Origin of the sequence: Mycolicibacterium fluoranthenivorans (assembly GCF_011758805.1) — a bacterium.
GTDB classification, from domain to species: domain Bacteria; phylum Actinomycetota; class Actinomycetes; order Mycobacteriales; family Mycobacteriaceae; genus Mycobacterium; species Mycobacterium fluoranthenivorans.
This window is the reverse complement of sequence record NZ_JAANOW010000001.1, coordinates 3,466,402-3,481,849: the sequence shown is the minus strand read 5'-3', so window position 1 is coordinate 3,481,849 and position 15,448 is coordinate 3,466,402. Positions and strand designations below refer to the sequence as shown.

Sequence of the window (15,448 nt, the reverse complement as noted above, 5' to 3'; positions counted from 1 at the left end):
GTGTACCGGCATGGGTTGTCTACCTAAGTTATAGAAGTGGGCACTAAGGTGTCCGTCGTGCCGGGGTATGACGCAGTGAGCCATCCACTCGCCGGGGTGCGGGTCCTCGAACTCACCGACGGGCCGGCCGACGGTATCGCCCGGCTGTTCGCCGACCTCGGTGCCGACGTCCTCAAGATCGAACACCCGGGCGGCGGGGCGGCCCGCGTGGGCGCCCCCACACTCGCCGGCGCATCGGTGTCCTTCGCCCTCGACAATGCCAACAAACGCAGCGCGATCCTGGATCCGCTGGACCCCGACGACCGGCGCCGGGTCGACGAACTCGCCTCCGGTGCCGACATCCTCATCGGGGATCAGTTCGTCGCGGCGTTCGGCACCACCGTCGCCGAACTGGCGTCAGGACACCCCGAGCTGGTGGCCGCCATGATGACCGACTTCGGCACCGACGGACCGCACGCATGGTGGACGGCCACCGATCCCGTCCTCTACGCGATGTCGACGGCGCTGTCTCGCAGTGGCCCGCCGACCGGAACCCCGGTGCTGCCGCCGGTGGGTATCGCGTCGGCCACGGCGGCAGTCCAGGCGGCCTGGGCGATCCTGGTGGCGTATTACCACCGGCTGCGTACCGGCCGCGGTGGGTTGATCGACTTCTCCCGGTTCGAAGCGGTCCTGCAGGCGCTCGACCCGCCTTTCGGCTCCGAGGGCCAGGCCGCGTCCGGGCAGAAGCGCTCCACCTGGCGTGGTCGACCACGCAATCAACAGATCTATCCGACATTCCGTTGCCGCGACGGTTTCGTCCGGATCTGCCTGCTGTCCCCCCGGCAATGGCGGGGGATGCGGGCTTGGCTGGGCGAACCCGAGGAGTTCTCCGACCCGAAATTCGACTCCATCGGCGCACGCTATGCGGCGACGAGGGAGCTCAATGCTGTCATCGCGGACCTGTTCTCCCGCGGCACGATGGCCGACCTCGTTGCCGAAGGGCAGGCCCGCGGGGTACCGATCGCAGCGGTGCAGGGCCCCGCCGAAGCGCTGGCCTCCGATCACTTCCGTGCTGTCGGCGCCCTGGTCGATGTGCAGCTCGCGCCGGGCACCGACACTGTCGTCCCGGTGGGCGCGTTCGTGATCGGCGACGTGCACCACGGATTCGCGCGGACCGCGCCGTCGCCGGGCGCCGACCGGGCCGACTGGGTGTCCGCCCGCTCTGCGGTGAATCTCCCGGCCGCCGACCGGCCCTTCGAGGGCCTGCGCATCCTCGATCTCGGTGTCATCGTCGCCGGCGGCGAACTCGGCCGGCTCTTCGCCGACTTGGGCGCCGAGGTGATCAAGGTGGAGAGCGCCGCCTATCCCGACGGCTTGCGCCAGGCCCCGCCGGGACGGCCGATGAGCCGGTCCTGGGCGCTGACCCACCGCAACGAGTCCAGTCTCGGCTTGGACCTGCGCCACCCGCGCGGCGCGGAGATCTTCGCCGCGCTGGTGGCCCGATCCGATGCCGTGTTCGCCAATTTCAAGCCGGGAACGCTGGCGGCCCTGGGTTTTTCGTATCGGCAGTTGACGGACATCAACGCACGGATCGTCCTGGCCGAGAGCAGTGCGTTCGGTGACCGCGGACCGTGGAGTCAGCGGATGGGATACGGGCCGCTGGTGCGTGCCACCACCGGGGTGACGCGACTGTGGCGGACACCCGACAGTGCCGACGACGAATTCCCGCAGTTTTTCGATGCCACCACCATTTTCCCCGACCACGTCGTCGCCCGTATCACCGCGCTCGCGACGCTGGCCGCCCTGATCCGCCGGGAGCGCACCGGACAGGGCGCCCACGTGCACATCTCGCAGGCCGAGGTGGCGGTGAACCAACTGGCCGCCGCCTACGTCATCGAGGCCGCCCGGGTGGCCGGCCTGCCCGTCGTACCCGACGCTTCCGTGCACGCGGTATGTCCGTGCTCCGGTGCGGACGAATGGTGCGTCATCTCGGTACGCCATGATGCCGACCGGGCAGCCCTGACCGGCGTCATCGGCGTCGAAATGCCGACGGCTGCACCAGAACTGATCGCCGCGCTCAGCGCGTACACCTCGCAACGAGACAAGCAGGACGTCGCCGAGGCGCTCCAGCGCGCCGGTATCCCGGCGGGCCCGATGAACCGGGCCGCCGACATCCTCATCGATCCGCAGGTCCGTCATCGCGGGCTCTACACCGACCTGGCGCATCCTCTGTTCGAGGAACCGATGCCCACCGAAACCGGACCTGCTCGCTACCACCACATCCCGCCCGCCCCGTTACGCCCGGCCCCGTTGCCCGGCGAGCACACCCGCGATATCTGCCAGCGGGTGCTCGCGCTGGACGACACCGCCATCGACCGCTTGATCACCGACGGCGTGCTGTTCGCCGCAACCGACCCGAACGACCCGAGGAGTTCGCTGTGAGCACCGCTTCTGTCTTCATCGCCGGCCAGTTCCGCACCGCCGAACGCACCGAACCGGTGATCGAGGCCGCCACCGGTGAGCTGCTGGGGCACGGCTCTTCGGCGACCGAATCCGAGGTCGACGATGCGGTGGCAGCGGCCCGTGCCGCGCTGCCGGCCTGGAGTGCCACGGCCGCCGGCGAGCGGGCGGCGCTGCTGCTGCGCTTCGCCGATGCCCTGCTGGCCCGCTCGGCGACCACCAACGAACTGTGTACCCGCGAGAACGGCATGCCGATCCGGCTGTCCAAGGGCGCCAACGGCATGTTCCCGGCGGTCCTGCTGCGCTACTACGCCGACCTGATCACCGCCGGCGGTGACGAGGAGATCCGGCCCGCGCTGATCGGGCACACCATCGTGCGCCGGGAAGCCGTCGGGGTGGTGGCGGCGATCACGCCGTGGAACTATCCCCAAGCCCTGGCGGCGATGAAGCTGGCCCCCGGGCTCGCCGCAGGCTGCACCATGGTGCTCAAAGCCGCGCCCGAAACCGCTTTGGATGCACTCGTTTTCGCCGAAGCCGCCGCCGAGGCCGGGTTTCCCGCCGGTGTGCTCAACGTGGTGGCGGGCGGCCCGGCCGCCGGTGCACACCTGGTGACGCACCCGGGCGTGGACAAGGTCGCGTTCACCGGATCCACCGGGGCGGGCCGTTCCATCGCCGAGATGTGCGGCCGGTTGCTGCGGCCGGTCACACTCGAGCTGGGCGGAAAGTCCGCCGCGATCATCCTCGACGATGCGGACCTGGCCGCCACGGTCAAAGGACTGAAGAACGCATCCTTCGTCAACAACGGCCAGACCTGCCACCTCAGTTCGCGGATCCTGGCGCCGCGCTCACGGTATGCCGAGGTGGTCGACGCGGTGGCGGCCCTGGCCGACGGGCTCACGGTGGGTGATCCGCTGGACAAGGCCACCGACGTCGGTCCGCTGGTCAGTGATCGTCAGCGCCGGCGGGTCCTCGACTATATCGACATCGGTAAAGCGGAGGCGAAACTCGTTGCCGGCGGCGCTGTTCCGGCCGATCAGCCGCACGGCTGGTTCGTCTCGCCGACGGTCTTCGCCGATGTCGACAACTCGTCGCGGATCGCGCAGGAAGAGGTCTTCGGCCCGGTGCTGGCGGTGATTCCCTACGACACCGAGGAGCAGGCCGTCGCGATCGCCAACGACAGCGAGTTCGGCCTCGGCGGCACCGTATGGACCACCGACGCCGATCGCGGGACCGAGATCGCCCGCCGGGTGCACACCGGCTCCATCGGCGTCAACGACTACCAACTGGACGTCGCGGCGCCGTTCGGCGGGGTCAAGTCCAGCGGCCTCGGTCGTGAGCTCGGCCCGGAAGGGCTGGCCGCCTACCAACAGCTCAAGTCCATCTACCGCGTCGGCCCGGCCTGAACGCCTCTACAAGACAGGAAGATTCACCAGATGTCTCTCGACCCACGCACCCCGGTCCTCGTCGGCTACGGCCAGGTCAACCAGCGCGAGGAGAGCGCCACCACCGAACCCGTCGACCTGATGGAGCGTGCGGCGCGCGCCGCCGCCGACCCACGCGTGCTCGAAGCGGTGGACGCCGTGCGCATCGTCAACCTGCTGTCCTGGCGCTACCGGGATCCGGGTCTGCTTCTGGCCCAACGGATCGGCGCGTCCACCGCGGCCACCCGGTATACCAGCATCGGTGGCAACATCCCGCAGTCGCTGGTGAACCAGGCCTGCCTGGACATCCAGCAGGGCCGCAATGACGTGGTCCTCATCGCCGGCGGTGAAACCTGGCGCAGCCGAACCCGGATACGGGCGCAGGGGCACAAGCTCACCGGCACCGTCCAGGATGATTCGGTGCCGCTACCCGCCGGCGCCGACGACGAGTTCCAGATGTCCGGCCCCGCCGAGATCCGGATCGGACTGGACCGGCCGGCCTACGTGTACCCGATGTTCGAGCAGGCGCTGCGTATCGCCTCGGGGGAGTCGCCCGAGGAGCACCGGCGCCGGATCGGTGCGCTGTGGTCGCGGTTCAGCCAAGTGGCACAGGACAATCCGCATGCCTGGAACCAGAAGGCGGTGCCGGCCGAGGAGATCTGGCAGCCGGGTCCGACCAACCGCATGATCAGCTGGCCCTACACGAAGCTGATGAACTCGAACAATATGGTCGACCAGGGCGCGGCACTGATCCTCACCTCGGTGGAGAAGGCGCAGTCCCTGCAGATTCCGCGGGACCGCTGGGTCTTCCCCTACGCGGGCACCGATGCCCACGACACCTACCTGATCGGGGAGCGGGCCCGCTTTGACGGGTCACCGGCGATCCGCATCGGCGGTCACCGCGCGCTGGAACTCGCCGGTCGTGGCATCGACGAGATCGACCTCGTCGACATCTACTCGTGCTTCCCGTGCGCGGTCCAGGTCGCGGCCAACGAACTCGGTCTGCCCACCGACGACCCGCAGCGGCCGCTGACCGTCACCGGCGGTCTGACCTTCGCGGGCGGACCGTGGAACAACTACGTCTCACACTCCATCGCGACCATGGCCGAACGCCTCACCGCGCAACCCGGCACCGTCGGGCTCATCACCGCCAACGGCGGCTACCTCACCAAGCACAGCTTCGGCATCTACGGCACCGAGCCGCCCACCGGCGAATTCCGCTGGGAGGACGTGCAATCGGCCGTGGATGCGGAGCCCACCGTGGTGGCCGAGGACGTGTGGGCCGGGGTCGGCACCGTGGAGACCTGGACCACGCCCCACACCCGCGAGGACACCGCGGAGAAGGCGTTCCTGGCGGTGCGGACCCCGACGGGCAGTCGAGCCCTGGCCGTGATCACCGACCCTTCGCAGGCTGCGGCCACCGTCACCGAGGACATCGCCGGGGTGAAGGTCACCGTCACCGCCGAAGGCATCGCCACCCTGGAGTGACGATGTCGACGACCTAGTTACCGACCTCACCGAGCGGTGTGTCGACGTCGGCCAACCGCGCGGCGTCCACCGGTTGCCCGCCGCGGACCAGGGCCTTGATATCGTCCAGGCCCTCCCAGATGTTGACGTTCATCCCCGCCAGCACCCGGGCGTCGTCGTCCAGCCAGAACGCGGTGAACTCGCGGCCGGGCACATCGCCACGGAATACCACCCGCGCGTCCGGCGGGGCGTGTCCGACATACTCCATGCCGAGGTCGTACTGATCGGTGAAGAAGTACGGCAACTCGTCGTAGCTGCCGGGTGCGCCGAGCATCCCGGCCGCGGCCACGGCGGGTTGTTTGAGTGCGTTGGCCCAGTGCTCGGTACGAATCCTGGTGTCCAGCAGGGGATGCTGGGCCGCGGCGATATCGCCGACGGCGAAGATGTCGGGATCACTGGTGCGCAGTGCCGCATCGACGGCGACGCCGCCGTCGGCCAGCGTCAGCCCCGCCTTCTCGGCGAGTTCGATACGAGGTCGGGCGCCCGCCGCGACCAGCACCACGTCCGCGGACACGGTGGAACCGTCACCGAGGCGCAGGCCGGTCGCGTGGCCCCCGGCCGTGGTGATCTCTTCGACCGAGGTGCTTAATCGGAGGTCGACACCGTGGTTGCGGTGCAGGTCGGTGAACACCCGCGCGACGTCACGGCCGAGTGCGGCCAACGGCAGATCCGCCGATTCGACGACGGTGACCTCGGCGCCCAACTCGCGGGCGGCGGCGGCAACCTCAAGACCGATCCAGCCCGCGCCGACCACTGCCAGCCGTGCACCCCCTCGCAGGAGCGCGCGCAGGGCCGCCGCGTCCTCGACGGTCCGCAGGTAGTGCACCCCGTCGGAGTCGGATCCGGGAAGGGGTGGGCGCCGCGATGCCGACCCGGTGGCCAGCAGCAGTTTGTCGTAGTGCTCGTGTTTGCCGTCCTGGTAGCCGACGGCGTGGGCCGCGCGATCGATGGTCTTGACGGTGGTGTTCAGCCGCAGGTCGATATCGTGCTCGCGGTACCAACTCGCGGGCTGCACGGTGAACTCGTCGGGTTCCTTCTTGCCTGCCAGGTAGTCCTTCGACAGGGGCGGACGTTCGTAGGGCAGATGGTCCTCGGTGCCGAACAGGATGATCTGACCGCCGAAGTTCCGGTCCCGCAGGGCTTCTGCGGCCTTGGCTCCGGCAAGGCCGGCGCCGATGATGACATAGGTCGGTGTGGTCATGGCAGTTCTCCTTCGATGAGCGGCTACGCCGTGACGTGTTCGCGCAGGTGGTGGTCGAGTGAGGCGCGGACCAGCGCGGCAGCCAGCTGGGCGGGGTGGCCGCCGGACAGGTCGAGCAGTGTTTCGGGGTCTTCGGGCAGGCCCAGTTCGTGTGCGCCGGCCAGGGCGCGATCATCGAAATAGGGCCGCACCCAAGGCCAGACGTTCTGAACCTCGCGCAGGAAGATGTCGGCGCCCACCGGGCCGATGCCGTCGAATTCCTGTAGGGCATGCGCGGCAGCCCGGACATCGCCGGCGGCTTCGTCGGCCAGTCTGCGCAGATCACCGCGATACCGCTGCTGCACCCGGGTGGCGAGCCCGGTCAGCCGAGTTGCCGAGCTTTCGTCGTAGCGCGCGTAACCCGCCCGGCCGAACGCCTCGATCAGCGTCGCGCGATCGGCGTGCAGTACCGAGGCAGGGGTCCGGATGCCGCTGCAAAACACCTCGCTTGCGGCCGCCACGGCGACCTCCGCGCTGATCGGTTTGCTAGCCAGCATGGCCAGCGCCAGGAGCTGGAACAACGGCTTGGGTTCGTCGCGCAACGTGATGCCGGCTTCGTCGGCGAACGTGGTTCCGGCTTGCCGGAGCAGCCGCGCAGCCAGGGTGTGTGCACCAGGCATGAGATCAGGCATACCCGCTCCTTGTTGCCGCCTAACGGCGCTGTTTGGCGGGGAGTCCCGACGCGTAGTCCACCCCGCGACTCACCCACGGCTGGAGCTGGCGGGTGGTGCGGATACCGTCGGTGCGCACGCGTAGCCAGCCGCGGGTTTCGCGGCCGGCCATCACCATGGGCTCGACATGGTCGCGGTCGAGCAGTGCGGCCGTCTCCTCCGGCGGCACGCGCACCATCAACCCGCCCCCGCCGCTGGCGGCCACCGCCATGTTGCCGTTCACCAGGAAGGCCAGTCCGCCGAACATCCGTTTCTCGTCGACATTCGCGGTGGTGGCCAGGATCTCGCGGATCCGGTTGGCCAGGTCCTCGTCGTAGGACATCTCAGTCCAGGTCGACTCGGATGGTGAGCAGATCACTGCCCATCACGCGGACCACCGCACTGTTGAGCTGAGGCAACTGGGCCAGCCGGGCGGCGGCGTCGTCGTCGGGCAGCAGATGCGCGGTGCCGGTGCGCCAATGGCCATGGATCCGGACCCGCACCGACGGATCGGCCTTGATGTTCTTCACGTAGTCGGACTGAGCGCCGTGTTCGGAGACCAGCCAGAAGGCATTGCCGACGAGGCGCCCACCCACGGCGGTATGTCGAGGCTGGCCGGACTTGCGGCCCGTGGTCTCCAGCATGGTGACCGGGAGTTTTCGCCCGACCGGGTTCACGAGGTAGCGCTGGGCGGTGTGCACGATGCGGCGTTTGAGCGTGTTGGCCACCATGGAAGCCGAGTGTAAGGCCGCGGGGCGTCGTCGTCGACGAGACGTTTGTGCGGTGAACTGCACTCACGATCGCTTGGTCAGCTGCCGATCCAGCCACTGCTGCACCTTGGCGGCGGCCATGGGGCCACCATGTCCGATGTGCAGGGTGTGGGGTCCCAGGCTCAGCGCGGCCTGCAGACTGCGGAGGGCCTGTTGAGGGTCGTCGTGGAACGGCGGGTTCGACGGGCGGTACTGCATCAGACCCAGGAAACCGCCGGTGAGCATGTCTCCAGCGATCAAGTCGCCCTGATCGAGCAGGATCGATACCGAACCAGCGGTGTGGCCGGGGGTATGGATGATGCGGCCGTCGATGCCATGTTCGTGGAGACGGTACTCCCCGGTGAGGACACGGTCGGGGTGCAGCGGCCGGGTGACTTCGTTCGGCGGTGGGGTTCGGGTAAAGAGGTGCCCGAAAACGCCGATGGGTTGGCGCCGGGCACGATCGGAATGTCCTGCCAGGTAAGTCGGAAGGTCGCCCTCATGTGCCGCGACGGGAGCACCGGTGCGGGCTTGGAGTTCGGTGGCGGCACCGAAGTGGTCGACATGCCCGTGCGTGACGATGATCATCTCCAGATCGGTGGGATCGATGCCCGCGGCAGTGATTCCGTTCCAGATGCGATCGCCGCTGGAGGGCATGCCGCAATCGACTAGAACGGGTCGCCGTCCGATCAACAGGTACGTGTTCACCAGGTGGTCACCGAGAACCGGAATCTTGACGATCTTGGTCTTCATGGGTTCCCTCGGTTTTCGTTGCGGGTGAGCTGTTGGGCGAGTGCCATCGGTGCCTCGAGCGGGATCAGGTGGCCGACGGCGTCGAGTACGCGCAGATGCGCATGAGGGATGAACGGCAACAGATGCCGGCGCAAGACCTCGACCGGTTCGACCAGGTCACGACCGCCGGCGATGACCGTGGTCGCGGCCGAAATGCGTTCTGCCGCCTGTGTGATGTTCTCGGCGATGCCGCGAAGTGGCCACTCCGTGCGGGCCGCCGCAGCGGCCGAAAGACTGTCCTCGATGACCGCCGAGCGCACGGAGGTCGGCAGTGCAGTGGCCGTAAGGACGTGATCGAGCGCGGCGGCCACGGTCTCTCGGCTGTCGTAGGCGTGCGCGAGTTCGTGTTGGAACTCCCGCGTGACTGTGGTCGGCGGGTCCGGGGGTGCAGGTGCAATGAGGATCAAACCTGTAAGCGCAGAGGGACTTCCGGCCGCTACGAGTTGCGCGACCTTGCCGCCCATCGAATGCCCGACAAGAATGACGTCGGTCTGCAGCGCCGTGATGACCGCCGTGGCGTCGGCGGCGAGTTGCTCCAGGTCGAAGGGTCCGGTCAGGGTGTTGGATCGGCCCCAGCCCCGGTGATCGTAGGAGGCCACTGGGGTCTGAGGGTCGAGATGGGCGAGCATCGGATCCCAGGTGCGTCTGCTGCCGCCCCAGTAGTGCAGAAGAAGCAGTGTCGGTCCCCGCCCGGACCGCCGTTGCACGGTCAGCGAGCCGCCTGCCACCGGGACGTGTAGTTCGCGGAACGCGGATGTCATGACAGACTGTCGCGCACTGCGACGGGGCGGTCGTTCCAGCCGGCGGCGTCGACCAGGTCGAACCAGGTCGCGGCCGGTTGGGTGGCATGCGCCAGCTGGTGGAGGTGTGCAGGAAAGCTCAGCGGTGGCGCTTTGACGGGATTGCGCTGCGCCTGTTCGGCGACGACTGCGGCGAGCGCATAGCCGAGGTCGTGGCGCGGCCAAACGGCGTGTACGCGATCGGCGAATTGTTCTGGCAGTTGCCAGATGTGGGTCCCGATGATGTCCGTACCGATACCCATCTGGGCGACCGCGGCGAGGGGACCGAACCGGTGGGCCAGGCCCGCGCTGGTATGCAATGCGATTGCTGTCCAGACGGTTTCGACCCGTGCGGGGGCGACGCCGTGCTCCTCAAGGAAACGTACCGCCGCATCTGCGCCGTCCACCTCGAAACGTTGGTCGGTGTTCGCATACTCGGTGGCGCCCAGGTCGTGCAGGATGCACGTGAGGAACAGCAACTCGTCGTCGAGCTCACCGATGGTTGCTTCGGCCACGGACAATTCCCGCGCGAACACGTAGCTGCGGACGGCGTGGTTGTAGACGAATTCGGGTGAAACGTCGTGGACGAGTCGGCGAGCCGCGACGGCCACCGGGGAGTCGGGTAGTCCGAACTGTGCGGCCTCGGCGTGGTCGTTGACGGTCATCTGCAAGCCCTTCGACGTTCAGCGGTGTTCCTCAACTCTGGGCTGCGGGGCTCCGTGGCGCCAGTGGCCAAGCAGCCACATATTGCTAAGATCTGGCCATGATCATCGGTGTGCTGGGATGTGAGCAAGTACTCGGCTTCGAACTGATGATCCCCGGTCAGGTCTTCGGGATGGCCAACCTCGCGGTGGCGGAGACCACCTTCGGTGAAATGCCCTACGACGTCCGAATGTGTGCCCCGCAGCACGCCGTGACCACGACCCTTGAGTGGGGCGCTGTCGAGATCCGGACACCCTTCGGTCTCGACGAGGTGATCGCCGCGGACGTCGTGATCGTGCCCGGCAAGCAGGACTTTCTGGCGCCGCCCTCCCACGATGTGGTCGAGGTCTTGCGGGCCGCATACCGAGCCGGCGCACGCATCGGTGCCATCTGTGTCGGGGCGTTCACGCTCGCCGCAAGCGGCCTGCTGGATGGGCGAACGGTCACCACACACTGGCAGTGGGCGGACGCCCTGGCCCGCCGCCACCCCGATGTCGACGTCAATGCCGCCGCCATGTTCATCGACGACGGTCAGATCCTGACATCGGCGGGCGTGGCAGCAGGCCTTGACCTGTGTCTACACCTGATCCGTCAGGACGCCGGGCCCGACCTCGCCGACCGCACCGCCCGGCGTCTCGTCCTGCCGAGTTGGCGCGAAGGTGGCCAGGCCCCGTACATCGAATCATCACGGCCAGAAGATGATTCGCTGCAGGAGATCGTCGGGTGGATGGAAGAGCACGCGCTCGAACCGCTGGACCTCCGCAGCATCGCCCAGCATGCGTCAACCAGCGTACGCAGTCTCAATCGGCACTTTCGCGCACGGCTGGGCACCACACCGCTGCAACTGTTGCTCCAGATTCGCATCGACCGGGCACGCCGGCTGCTGGAGTCCACCCGACTGCCGATGGACAGGATTGCCGAGCGGTCCGGTTTCACCTCGCACGCCTCGTTTCGCTACCACTTCGTCCGCAGCGTCGGCGTTCCGCCGCAGACGTACCGCGCGAGTTACGAGGCGCGTCCTTGATGTGTGGTTGACGGTTGCCAGCCGAGGCGTGGTCCCAGTTCCTGCGCCATGTCCGTGATGATCTGGTTGTAATCCGCGGGTGCGAAGGTGAACGGCAAGGCGAAGGTCACCTCGTCGGCCCGGGTGAATCCGGCGTGTGCGAACAGCTGGTCGGCGAGTTCGTCGGAGGTGCCGACGTAGTCGGGGGAGAACAGCATGCCGCGCGCGCCTTGCGGGCTCTTGGTCCGCTCGAACCGGCTCGCCGCGTACTCGCGGTAGCGGCGGATCTGGTCGTCGCTGGCCGAGTCGGTCGGGATGACCACCAATCCCTGTGACACCCGGGATTTCCCGGGCTCGGGATGGTGTGCCCGGTAGGCGTCGATGTGTTCAGCCTGGATGGTCGCGAAGTCGCGGGATTCGGTGCCCTCTGAGATGTTCTCCGTGCTGACCACCGAACTCGTCATGTAATTGATCCCCTGTTGGCCGGCCCAGATCGCCGACTCCCGGCCGCCGCCGTACCAGACCCGCCCGGCCAGCCCGGGGGAGTGCGGTTGCACCTGGCGCACGAATTGTTCGATCCCGATGACACCCTCGAAATCGCTGACCGGTTCCCCGCGCAGACTGCGCAGCAGCCGCAGCACCCGCTCCTTCGAAAAGTCCTGCACATCATGGGATTCCGGGTACAGCGCGGTTTTGTAGTGGTCGTAGAGCATCGGTGTACCCACCGACACCCCCGGGTTGACCCGGCCGCCGGACAGGATGTCGACGGTGGCCAGATCCTCGGCGAGGCGCACCGGGTTCTCCAGACCCAGCGGGATGACGGCGGTACCCAGCTCGATGCGGGACGTGCGCTGGGTGGCCGCCGCCATGATCGCCACGGGGGAGGAGATGCCGGGCTGGAAATGCCGGCAGCGCAACCAGACACTGTCGAAACCGAGCGCCTCGGCCCGTTCGATGACCTGCAGCGTTTCCTCGATACCCGGACCCGGATGGTCCACGTCGAAGCGGCCGATGGTCAGGAAGCCGAGCTTGCGCATGTTCTCCTCCTCACACGAGCGTGCGCATTTGCACGCGACACACCGTGTCAGGCCGTACAAACACGCACGCTCGCGTGGTTATGCCGCGAGCGTCGCCGCCTCGGCCACCGGTTCCAGCGCCTGGGCGACGATCTCGGCCACATCGGTCATCGGCTTGACCTCCAGTGCGGCCAGCACCTCGGCAGGCACGTCGTCCAGGTCCGGCTCGTTGCGCTGGGGGATGAAGACGGTCTTCAGCCCGGCCCGTTGCGCCGCAAGCAGTTTCTGCTTGACGCCGCCGATCGGCAGCACCCGGCCGTTCAGCGTGACCTCACCGGTCATGCCGACATCGCCGCGGACCTGCCTGCCGGTCGCCATCGAAACCAGCGCCGTGACCATCGTGACGCCGGCCGACGGACCGTCCTTGGGCACCGCGCCCGCGGGCACGTGCACGTGGATCTGGCGGTCCAGCGCCTTCGGGTCGACGCCCAGCTGCTCGGCGTGCGCTCGGACGTAGGACAGCGCGATCTGCGCCGACTCCTTCATCACGTCACCCAGTTGACCTGTCAGCTTCAACCCGGCATCGCCATCGGTGGCGCCCGCCTCGATGTAGAGCACATCGCCGCCCAGTCCGGTGACCGCCAGACCGGTGGCCACACCGGGCACCGCCGTGCGCTCGTTCGACTCCGGGGTGAACCGCGGACGGCCCAGGTATTCGACGAGATCGGGTTCATCGATGGTCAGCGGCGCTTCGCTGGAGCTCAACTTGGTGGTCACCTTCCGCAGCGCCTTGGCCAGGAGTCGTTCGAACTGCCGCACACCCGGTTCGCGGGTGTAGTCGGCGGCGATCTTGCGCAGCGCCGCGTCGGTTACGGTCACCTCATCTGAGGTGAGCGCCGCACGCTCGGCCTGCCGGGGCAGCAGGTAGTCGCGTGCGATCGCGACCTTGTCGTCCTCGGTGTACCCGTCTATCTGGATCAGCTCCATGCGGTCCAGCAGGGCCGACGGGATGTTCTCGATGACGTTGGCCGTCGCCAGGAACACCACATCGGACAGGTCCAGATCCAGCTCCAGGTAGTGGTCGCGGAACGTGTGGTTCTGCGCCGGGTCCAGCACCTCCAACAGCGCGGCCGACGGGTCGCCACGGTAGTCCGAGCCGACCTTGTCGATCTCGTCCAGCAGCACGACGGGGTTCATCGAGCCCGCTTCGCCGATGGCCCGCACGATGCGGCCCGGCAGGGCGCCGACGTACGTGCGCCGGTGGCCGCGGATCTCGGCCTCGTCGCGCACACCACCGAGGGCGACGCGGACGAACTTGCGGCCCAGGGCGCGGGCCACCGACTCACCCAGCGATGTCTTGCCGACGCCGGGCGGACCGGCCAGCACCATGACGGCACCGGATCCGCGTCCTCCGACGACGGCCATGCCGCGCTGCGCGCGCCGGGCCCGCACCGCCAGGTACTCCACGATGCGGTCCTTCACATCGTCGAGCCCGTGATGGTCGGCATCCAGGATCTCCCTGGCCGACTTGAGATCGGTGGAGTCCTCGGTGGTGATGTTCCACGGCAGGTCCAGCACGGTGTCCAGCCAGGTTCGGATCCAGCCGCCCTCGGGGCTCTGCTCGCTGGACCGCTCCAGCTTGCCGACCTCGCGCAGCGCGGCGTCGCGCACCTTCTCGGGCAGATCGGCGGCCTCGACCCGGGCCCGGTAGTCAGCTTCTTCTCCTTGGCCTTCGGGACCCAACTCGCCGAGCTCCTTGCGGATGGCGTTCAGCTGCTGACGCAGCAGGAACTCCTTCTGCTGCTTGTCCATCCCTTCCCGGACGTCCTCGGCGATCTTGTCGTTGACCTCGACCTCGGCCAGGTGTTCCCCGGTCAGCTCGATCAGCAGCCGCAGCCGCGCGGCCACGTCCTCGGTCTCCAGTAGTTCACGCTTGCGCACATCGCTGAGATACGACGCGTAACCGGCCGTGTCGGCCAGCTGCGACGGATCGGTGATCTTGTTGACCACATCGACGATCTGCCACGCCTCGCGCCGCTGCAGCATCGCCAGCAGCAGCTTCTTGTATTCGGCGGCAAGGGTTTTCGTCTCGTCGGTGGACTCGGAGTCCGCCACTTCTTCGACCTCGACCCACAACGCGGCACCGGGTCCGGTGGCCCCGGAACCGATGTGGGCGCGGCGTTCACCGCGCACGACGGCGGCGGCACCGCCGCCCGGGACGCGGCCGACCTGCACGATGGACGCGATCACACCGTAGGTGGGGTAGCGGTCGTCCAGGCGGGGCGCGATCAGCAGCTTGCCGTATTCGCTTGCCTGCGCCGCGTCGACGGCTGCACGGGCGGCATCGTCGAGCTCGATCGGCACGACCATGCCGGGCAGCACGATCGGCTCGCTGACAAACAACACCGGGACTGCGATGGCTTCAGTCATCAATCCTCCAAAGTTGAACCTGATGGGCTCAACTCTGTGAAGCGATCCTTTGTTCCCACCGCGATCTGGCGGCCTTGGCCACCACCACGGTCGCCAGGATCAGCAGGCCGGTCAGTGCGAGGGATACCGCCGTGTTCACACCCTTCCCGACGTCGACGGACAGCGAGAAGATGATGCCCAGACTGAGGAACATGCCCAGTAGCAGGCCGACTCCCCATATCGCTGACAGCAGAACGTGCACGCGGTGTCTGTAGGCCCGCGCGCCCGGCTCGCTCGAGCGCTCGTCGGGGGGCTGGACGCGCTCGGCAACCACCTGGGTCAGGGGCTTACCGATAATGCAGCTGCCCAGGAAGATCAACGCGCCGATCCCACCGACCAGGGTGTCGCCCACCATCAGCATCCGGGCATTCGAGGTCGCCAGTCCCACGGCGAGGCTCAGACCGAAGTTGAGCATCAGGTAGCCGGCGAAGGGATCGAGCCGGCGCGCCTTGATCGCGTCATAGGCCACCTTGATCCCGGCCAGCACGGTCGCGGACAGGAGCGCGATATATTCGGACACCCCGGCGGCACGCAGTCCGTAGTAGGCACCCAACGGCGGCCCGAAGTCGAGCAGCATGCCGCGCAGGACCGGACGGAGGGACTGTGGTCGCGCGGGCGGCTCGGTCACCGAGCCGACGGTAGGTCGCGAAGCTGTGAGGTC

General features: G+C 67.9%; 14 protein-coding genes. 4 read left to right on the top strand and 10 right to left on the bottom strand.

Annotated features, from left to right (window positions below; all coding sequences use genetic code 11):
- Nucleotides 1–57 precede the first annotated feature (57 nt).
- The 3 genes from FHU31_RS16925 to FHU31_RS16915 are packed head-to-tail and all read left to right on the top strand — an operon-like array spanning nt 58 to nt 5,348.
- On the top strand, nt 58–2,421 hold the full coding sequence (locus FHU31_RS16925; RefSeq protein WP_263987850.1) for a CaiB/BaiF CoA-transferase family protein: 2,364 nt from the start codon (nt 58–60) through the stop codon (nt 2,419–2,421).
- Nucleotides 2,418–3,842, top strand: a complete 1,425-nt coding sequence (locus FHU31_RS16920; RefSeq protein ID WP_167160096.1) for an aldehyde dehydrogenase — start codon at nt 2,418–2,420, stop codon at nt 3,840–3,842. Before FHU31_RS16925 ends, FHU31_RS16920 begins: the two co-directional genes overlap by 4 nt.
- 30 nt (nt 3,843–3,872) lie before the next feature.
- Nucleotides 3,873–5,348, top strand: coding sequence for an acetyl-CoA acetyltransferase (locus tag FHU31_RS16915; RefSeq protein ID WP_167160094.1), 1,476 nt, complete (start codon nt 3,873–3,875; stop codon nt 5,346–5,348).
- 13 nt (nt 5,349–5,361) lie between these two features.
- Here the strand turns inward: FHU31_RS16915 and FHU31_RS16910 are convergent, their stop codons facing one another.
- The 7 genes from FHU31_RS16910 to FHU31_RS16880 all read right to left on the bottom strand — a co-directional run bounded on the left by FHU31_RS16910 (nt 5,362) and on the right by FHU31_RS16880 (nt 10,262).
- Nucleotides 5,362–6,588: an NAD(P)/FAD-dependent oxidoreductase gene (locus FHU31_RS16910; RefSeq protein ID WP_167160092.1), complete on the bottom strand. Its 1,227-nt coding sequence runs from the start codon at nt 6,586–6,588 to the stop codon at nt 5,362–5,364.
- A 23-nt stretch (nt 6,589–6,611) separates the two neighbouring features.
- Complete coding sequence (locus FHU31_RS16905) at nt 6,612–7,259, bottom strand: endonuclease (protein ID WP_234901208.1); 648 nt, start codon at nt 7,257–7,259, stop codon at nt 6,612–6,614.
- A 19-nt stretch (nt 7,260–7,278) separates the two neighbouring features.
- Nucleotides 7,279–7,620 carry a TfoX/Sxy family protein gene (locus FHU31_RS16900; RefSeq protein WP_167160090.1) on the bottom strand — a complete coding sequence of 114 codons (342 nt, stop codon included), beginning with the start codon at nt 7,618–7,620 and terminating at the stop codon, nt 7,279–7,281.
- Between the two features lies 1 nt (nt 7,621).
- Nucleotides 7,622–8,008 carry a nitroreductase/quinone reductase family protein gene (locus FHU31_RS16895; RefSeq protein WP_167160088.1) on the bottom strand — a complete coding sequence of 129 codons (387 nt, stop codon included), beginning with the start codon at nt 8,006–8,008 and terminating at the stop codon, nt 7,622–7,624.
- Nucleotides 8,009–8,071: 63 nt separating this feature from the next.
- Nucleotides 8,072–8,779, bottom strand: a complete 708-nt coding sequence (locus tag FHU31_RS16890) for an MBL fold metallo-hydrolase (RefSeq protein ID WP_167160086.1) — start codon at nt 8,777–8,779, stop codon at nt 8,072–8,074.
- Nucleotides 8,776–9,579 carry an alpha/beta fold hydrolase gene (locus tag FHU31_RS16885; protein ID WP_167160084.1) on the bottom strand — a complete coding sequence of 268 codons (804 nt, stop codon included), beginning with the start codon at nt 9,577–9,579 and terminating at the stop codon, nt 8,776–8,778. The genes FHU31_RS16890 and FHU31_RS16885 overlap by 4 nt, the downstream gene beginning before the upstream one ends.
- A complete protein-coding gene (locus FHU31_RS16880; RefSeq protein ID WP_167160082.1) occupies nt 9,576–10,262 on the bottom strand; it encodes an HD domain-containing protein in 687 nt (228 codons plus the stop codon). Before FHU31_RS16880 ends, FHU31_RS16885 begins: the two co-directional genes overlap by 4 nt.
- A 98-nt stretch (nt 10,263–10,360) precedes the next feature.
- Between FHU31_RS16880 and FHU31_RS16875 the strand changes: the two genes are divergently transcribed.
- The gene (locus FHU31_RS16875) at nt 10,361–11,323 is read left to right on the top strand and encodes a GlxA family transcriptional regulator (protein ID WP_167160080.1); all 963 of its coding nucleotides are present in this window, start codon (nt 10,361–10,363) and stop codon (nt 11,321–11,323) included.
- Here FHU31_RS16875 and FHU31_RS16870 read toward each other — a convergent pair.
- From FHU31_RS16870 to FHU31_RS16860, 3 genes are all read right to left on the bottom strand, one after another.
- Nucleotides 11,305–12,339 (bottom strand): LLM class flavin-dependent oxidoreductase, encoded by a 1,035-nt coding sequence (locus FHU31_RS16870; protein WP_167160079.1) that lies wholly within the window; start codon nt 12,337–12,339, stop codon nt 11,305–11,307. The two genes, FHU31_RS16875 and FHU31_RS16870, sit on opposite strands and share 19 nt — an antisense overlap.
- A gap of 78 nt (nt 12,340–12,417) precedes the next feature.
- Complete coding sequence (lon, locus tag FHU31_RS16865; RefSeq protein WP_167160077.1) at nt 12,418–14,748, bottom strand: endopeptidase La; 2,331 nt, start codon at nt 14,746–14,748, stop codon at nt 12,418–12,420.
- A 28-nt stretch (nt 14,749–14,776) separates the two neighbouring features.
- Nucleotides 14,777–15,415 carry a VC0807 family protein gene (locus tag FHU31_RS16860; protein WP_263987852.1) on the bottom strand — a complete coding sequence of 213 codons (639 nt, stop codon included), beginning with the start codon at nt 15,413–15,415 and terminating at the stop codon, nt 14,777–14,779.
- Between the last annotated feature and the right edge of the window lie 33 nt (nt 15,416–15,448).

Bases quoted from the DNA above. Each gene is read 5' to 3' on its own strand.
- FHU31_RS16900 (WP_167160090.1), bottom strand. From the start codon at position 7,620: ATGTCCTACGACGAGGACCTGGCCAACCGGATCCGCGAGATCCTGGCC.
- FHU31_RS16895 (WP_167160088.1), bottom strand. From the start codon at position 8,008: ATGGTGGCCAACACGCTCAAACGCCGCATCGTGCACACCGCCCAGCGC.
- lon (WP_167160077.1), bottom strand. From the start codon at position 14,748: ATGACTGAAGCCATCGCAGTCCCGGTGTTGTTTGTCAGCGAGCCGATC.
- FHU31_RS16905 (WP_234901208.1), bottom strand. From the start codon at position 7,259: ATGCCTGATCTCATGCCTGGTGCACACACCCTGGCTGCGCGGCTGCTC.
- FHU31_RS16880 (WP_167160082.1), bottom strand. From the start codon at position 10,262: ATGACCGTCAACGACCACGCCGAGGCCGCACAGTTCGGACTACCCGAC.
- FHU31_RS16885 (WP_167160084.1), bottom strand. From the start codon at position 9,579: ATGACATCCGCGTTCCGCGAACTACACGTCCCGGTGGCAGGCGGCTCG.
- FHU31_RS16915 (WP_167160094.1), top strand. From the start codon at position 3,873: ATGTCTCTCGACCCACGCACCCCGGTCCTCGTCGGCTACGGCCAGGTC.
- FHU31_RS16910 (WP_167160092.1), bottom strand. From the start codon at position 6,588: ATGACCACACCGACCTATGTCATCATCGGCGCCGGCCTTGCCGGAGCC.
- FHU31_RS16875 (WP_167160080.1), top strand. From the start codon at position 10,361: ATGATCATCGGTGTGCTGGGATGTGAGCAAGTACTCGGCTTCGAACTG.
- FHU31_RS16890 (WP_167160086.1), bottom strand. From the start codon at position 8,779: ATGAAGACCAAGATCGTCAAGATTCCGGTTCTCGGTGACCACCTGGTG.
- FHU31_RS16870 (WP_167160079.1), bottom strand. From the start codon at position 12,339: ATGCGCAAGCTCGGCTTCCTGACCATCGGCCGCTTCGACGTGGACCAT.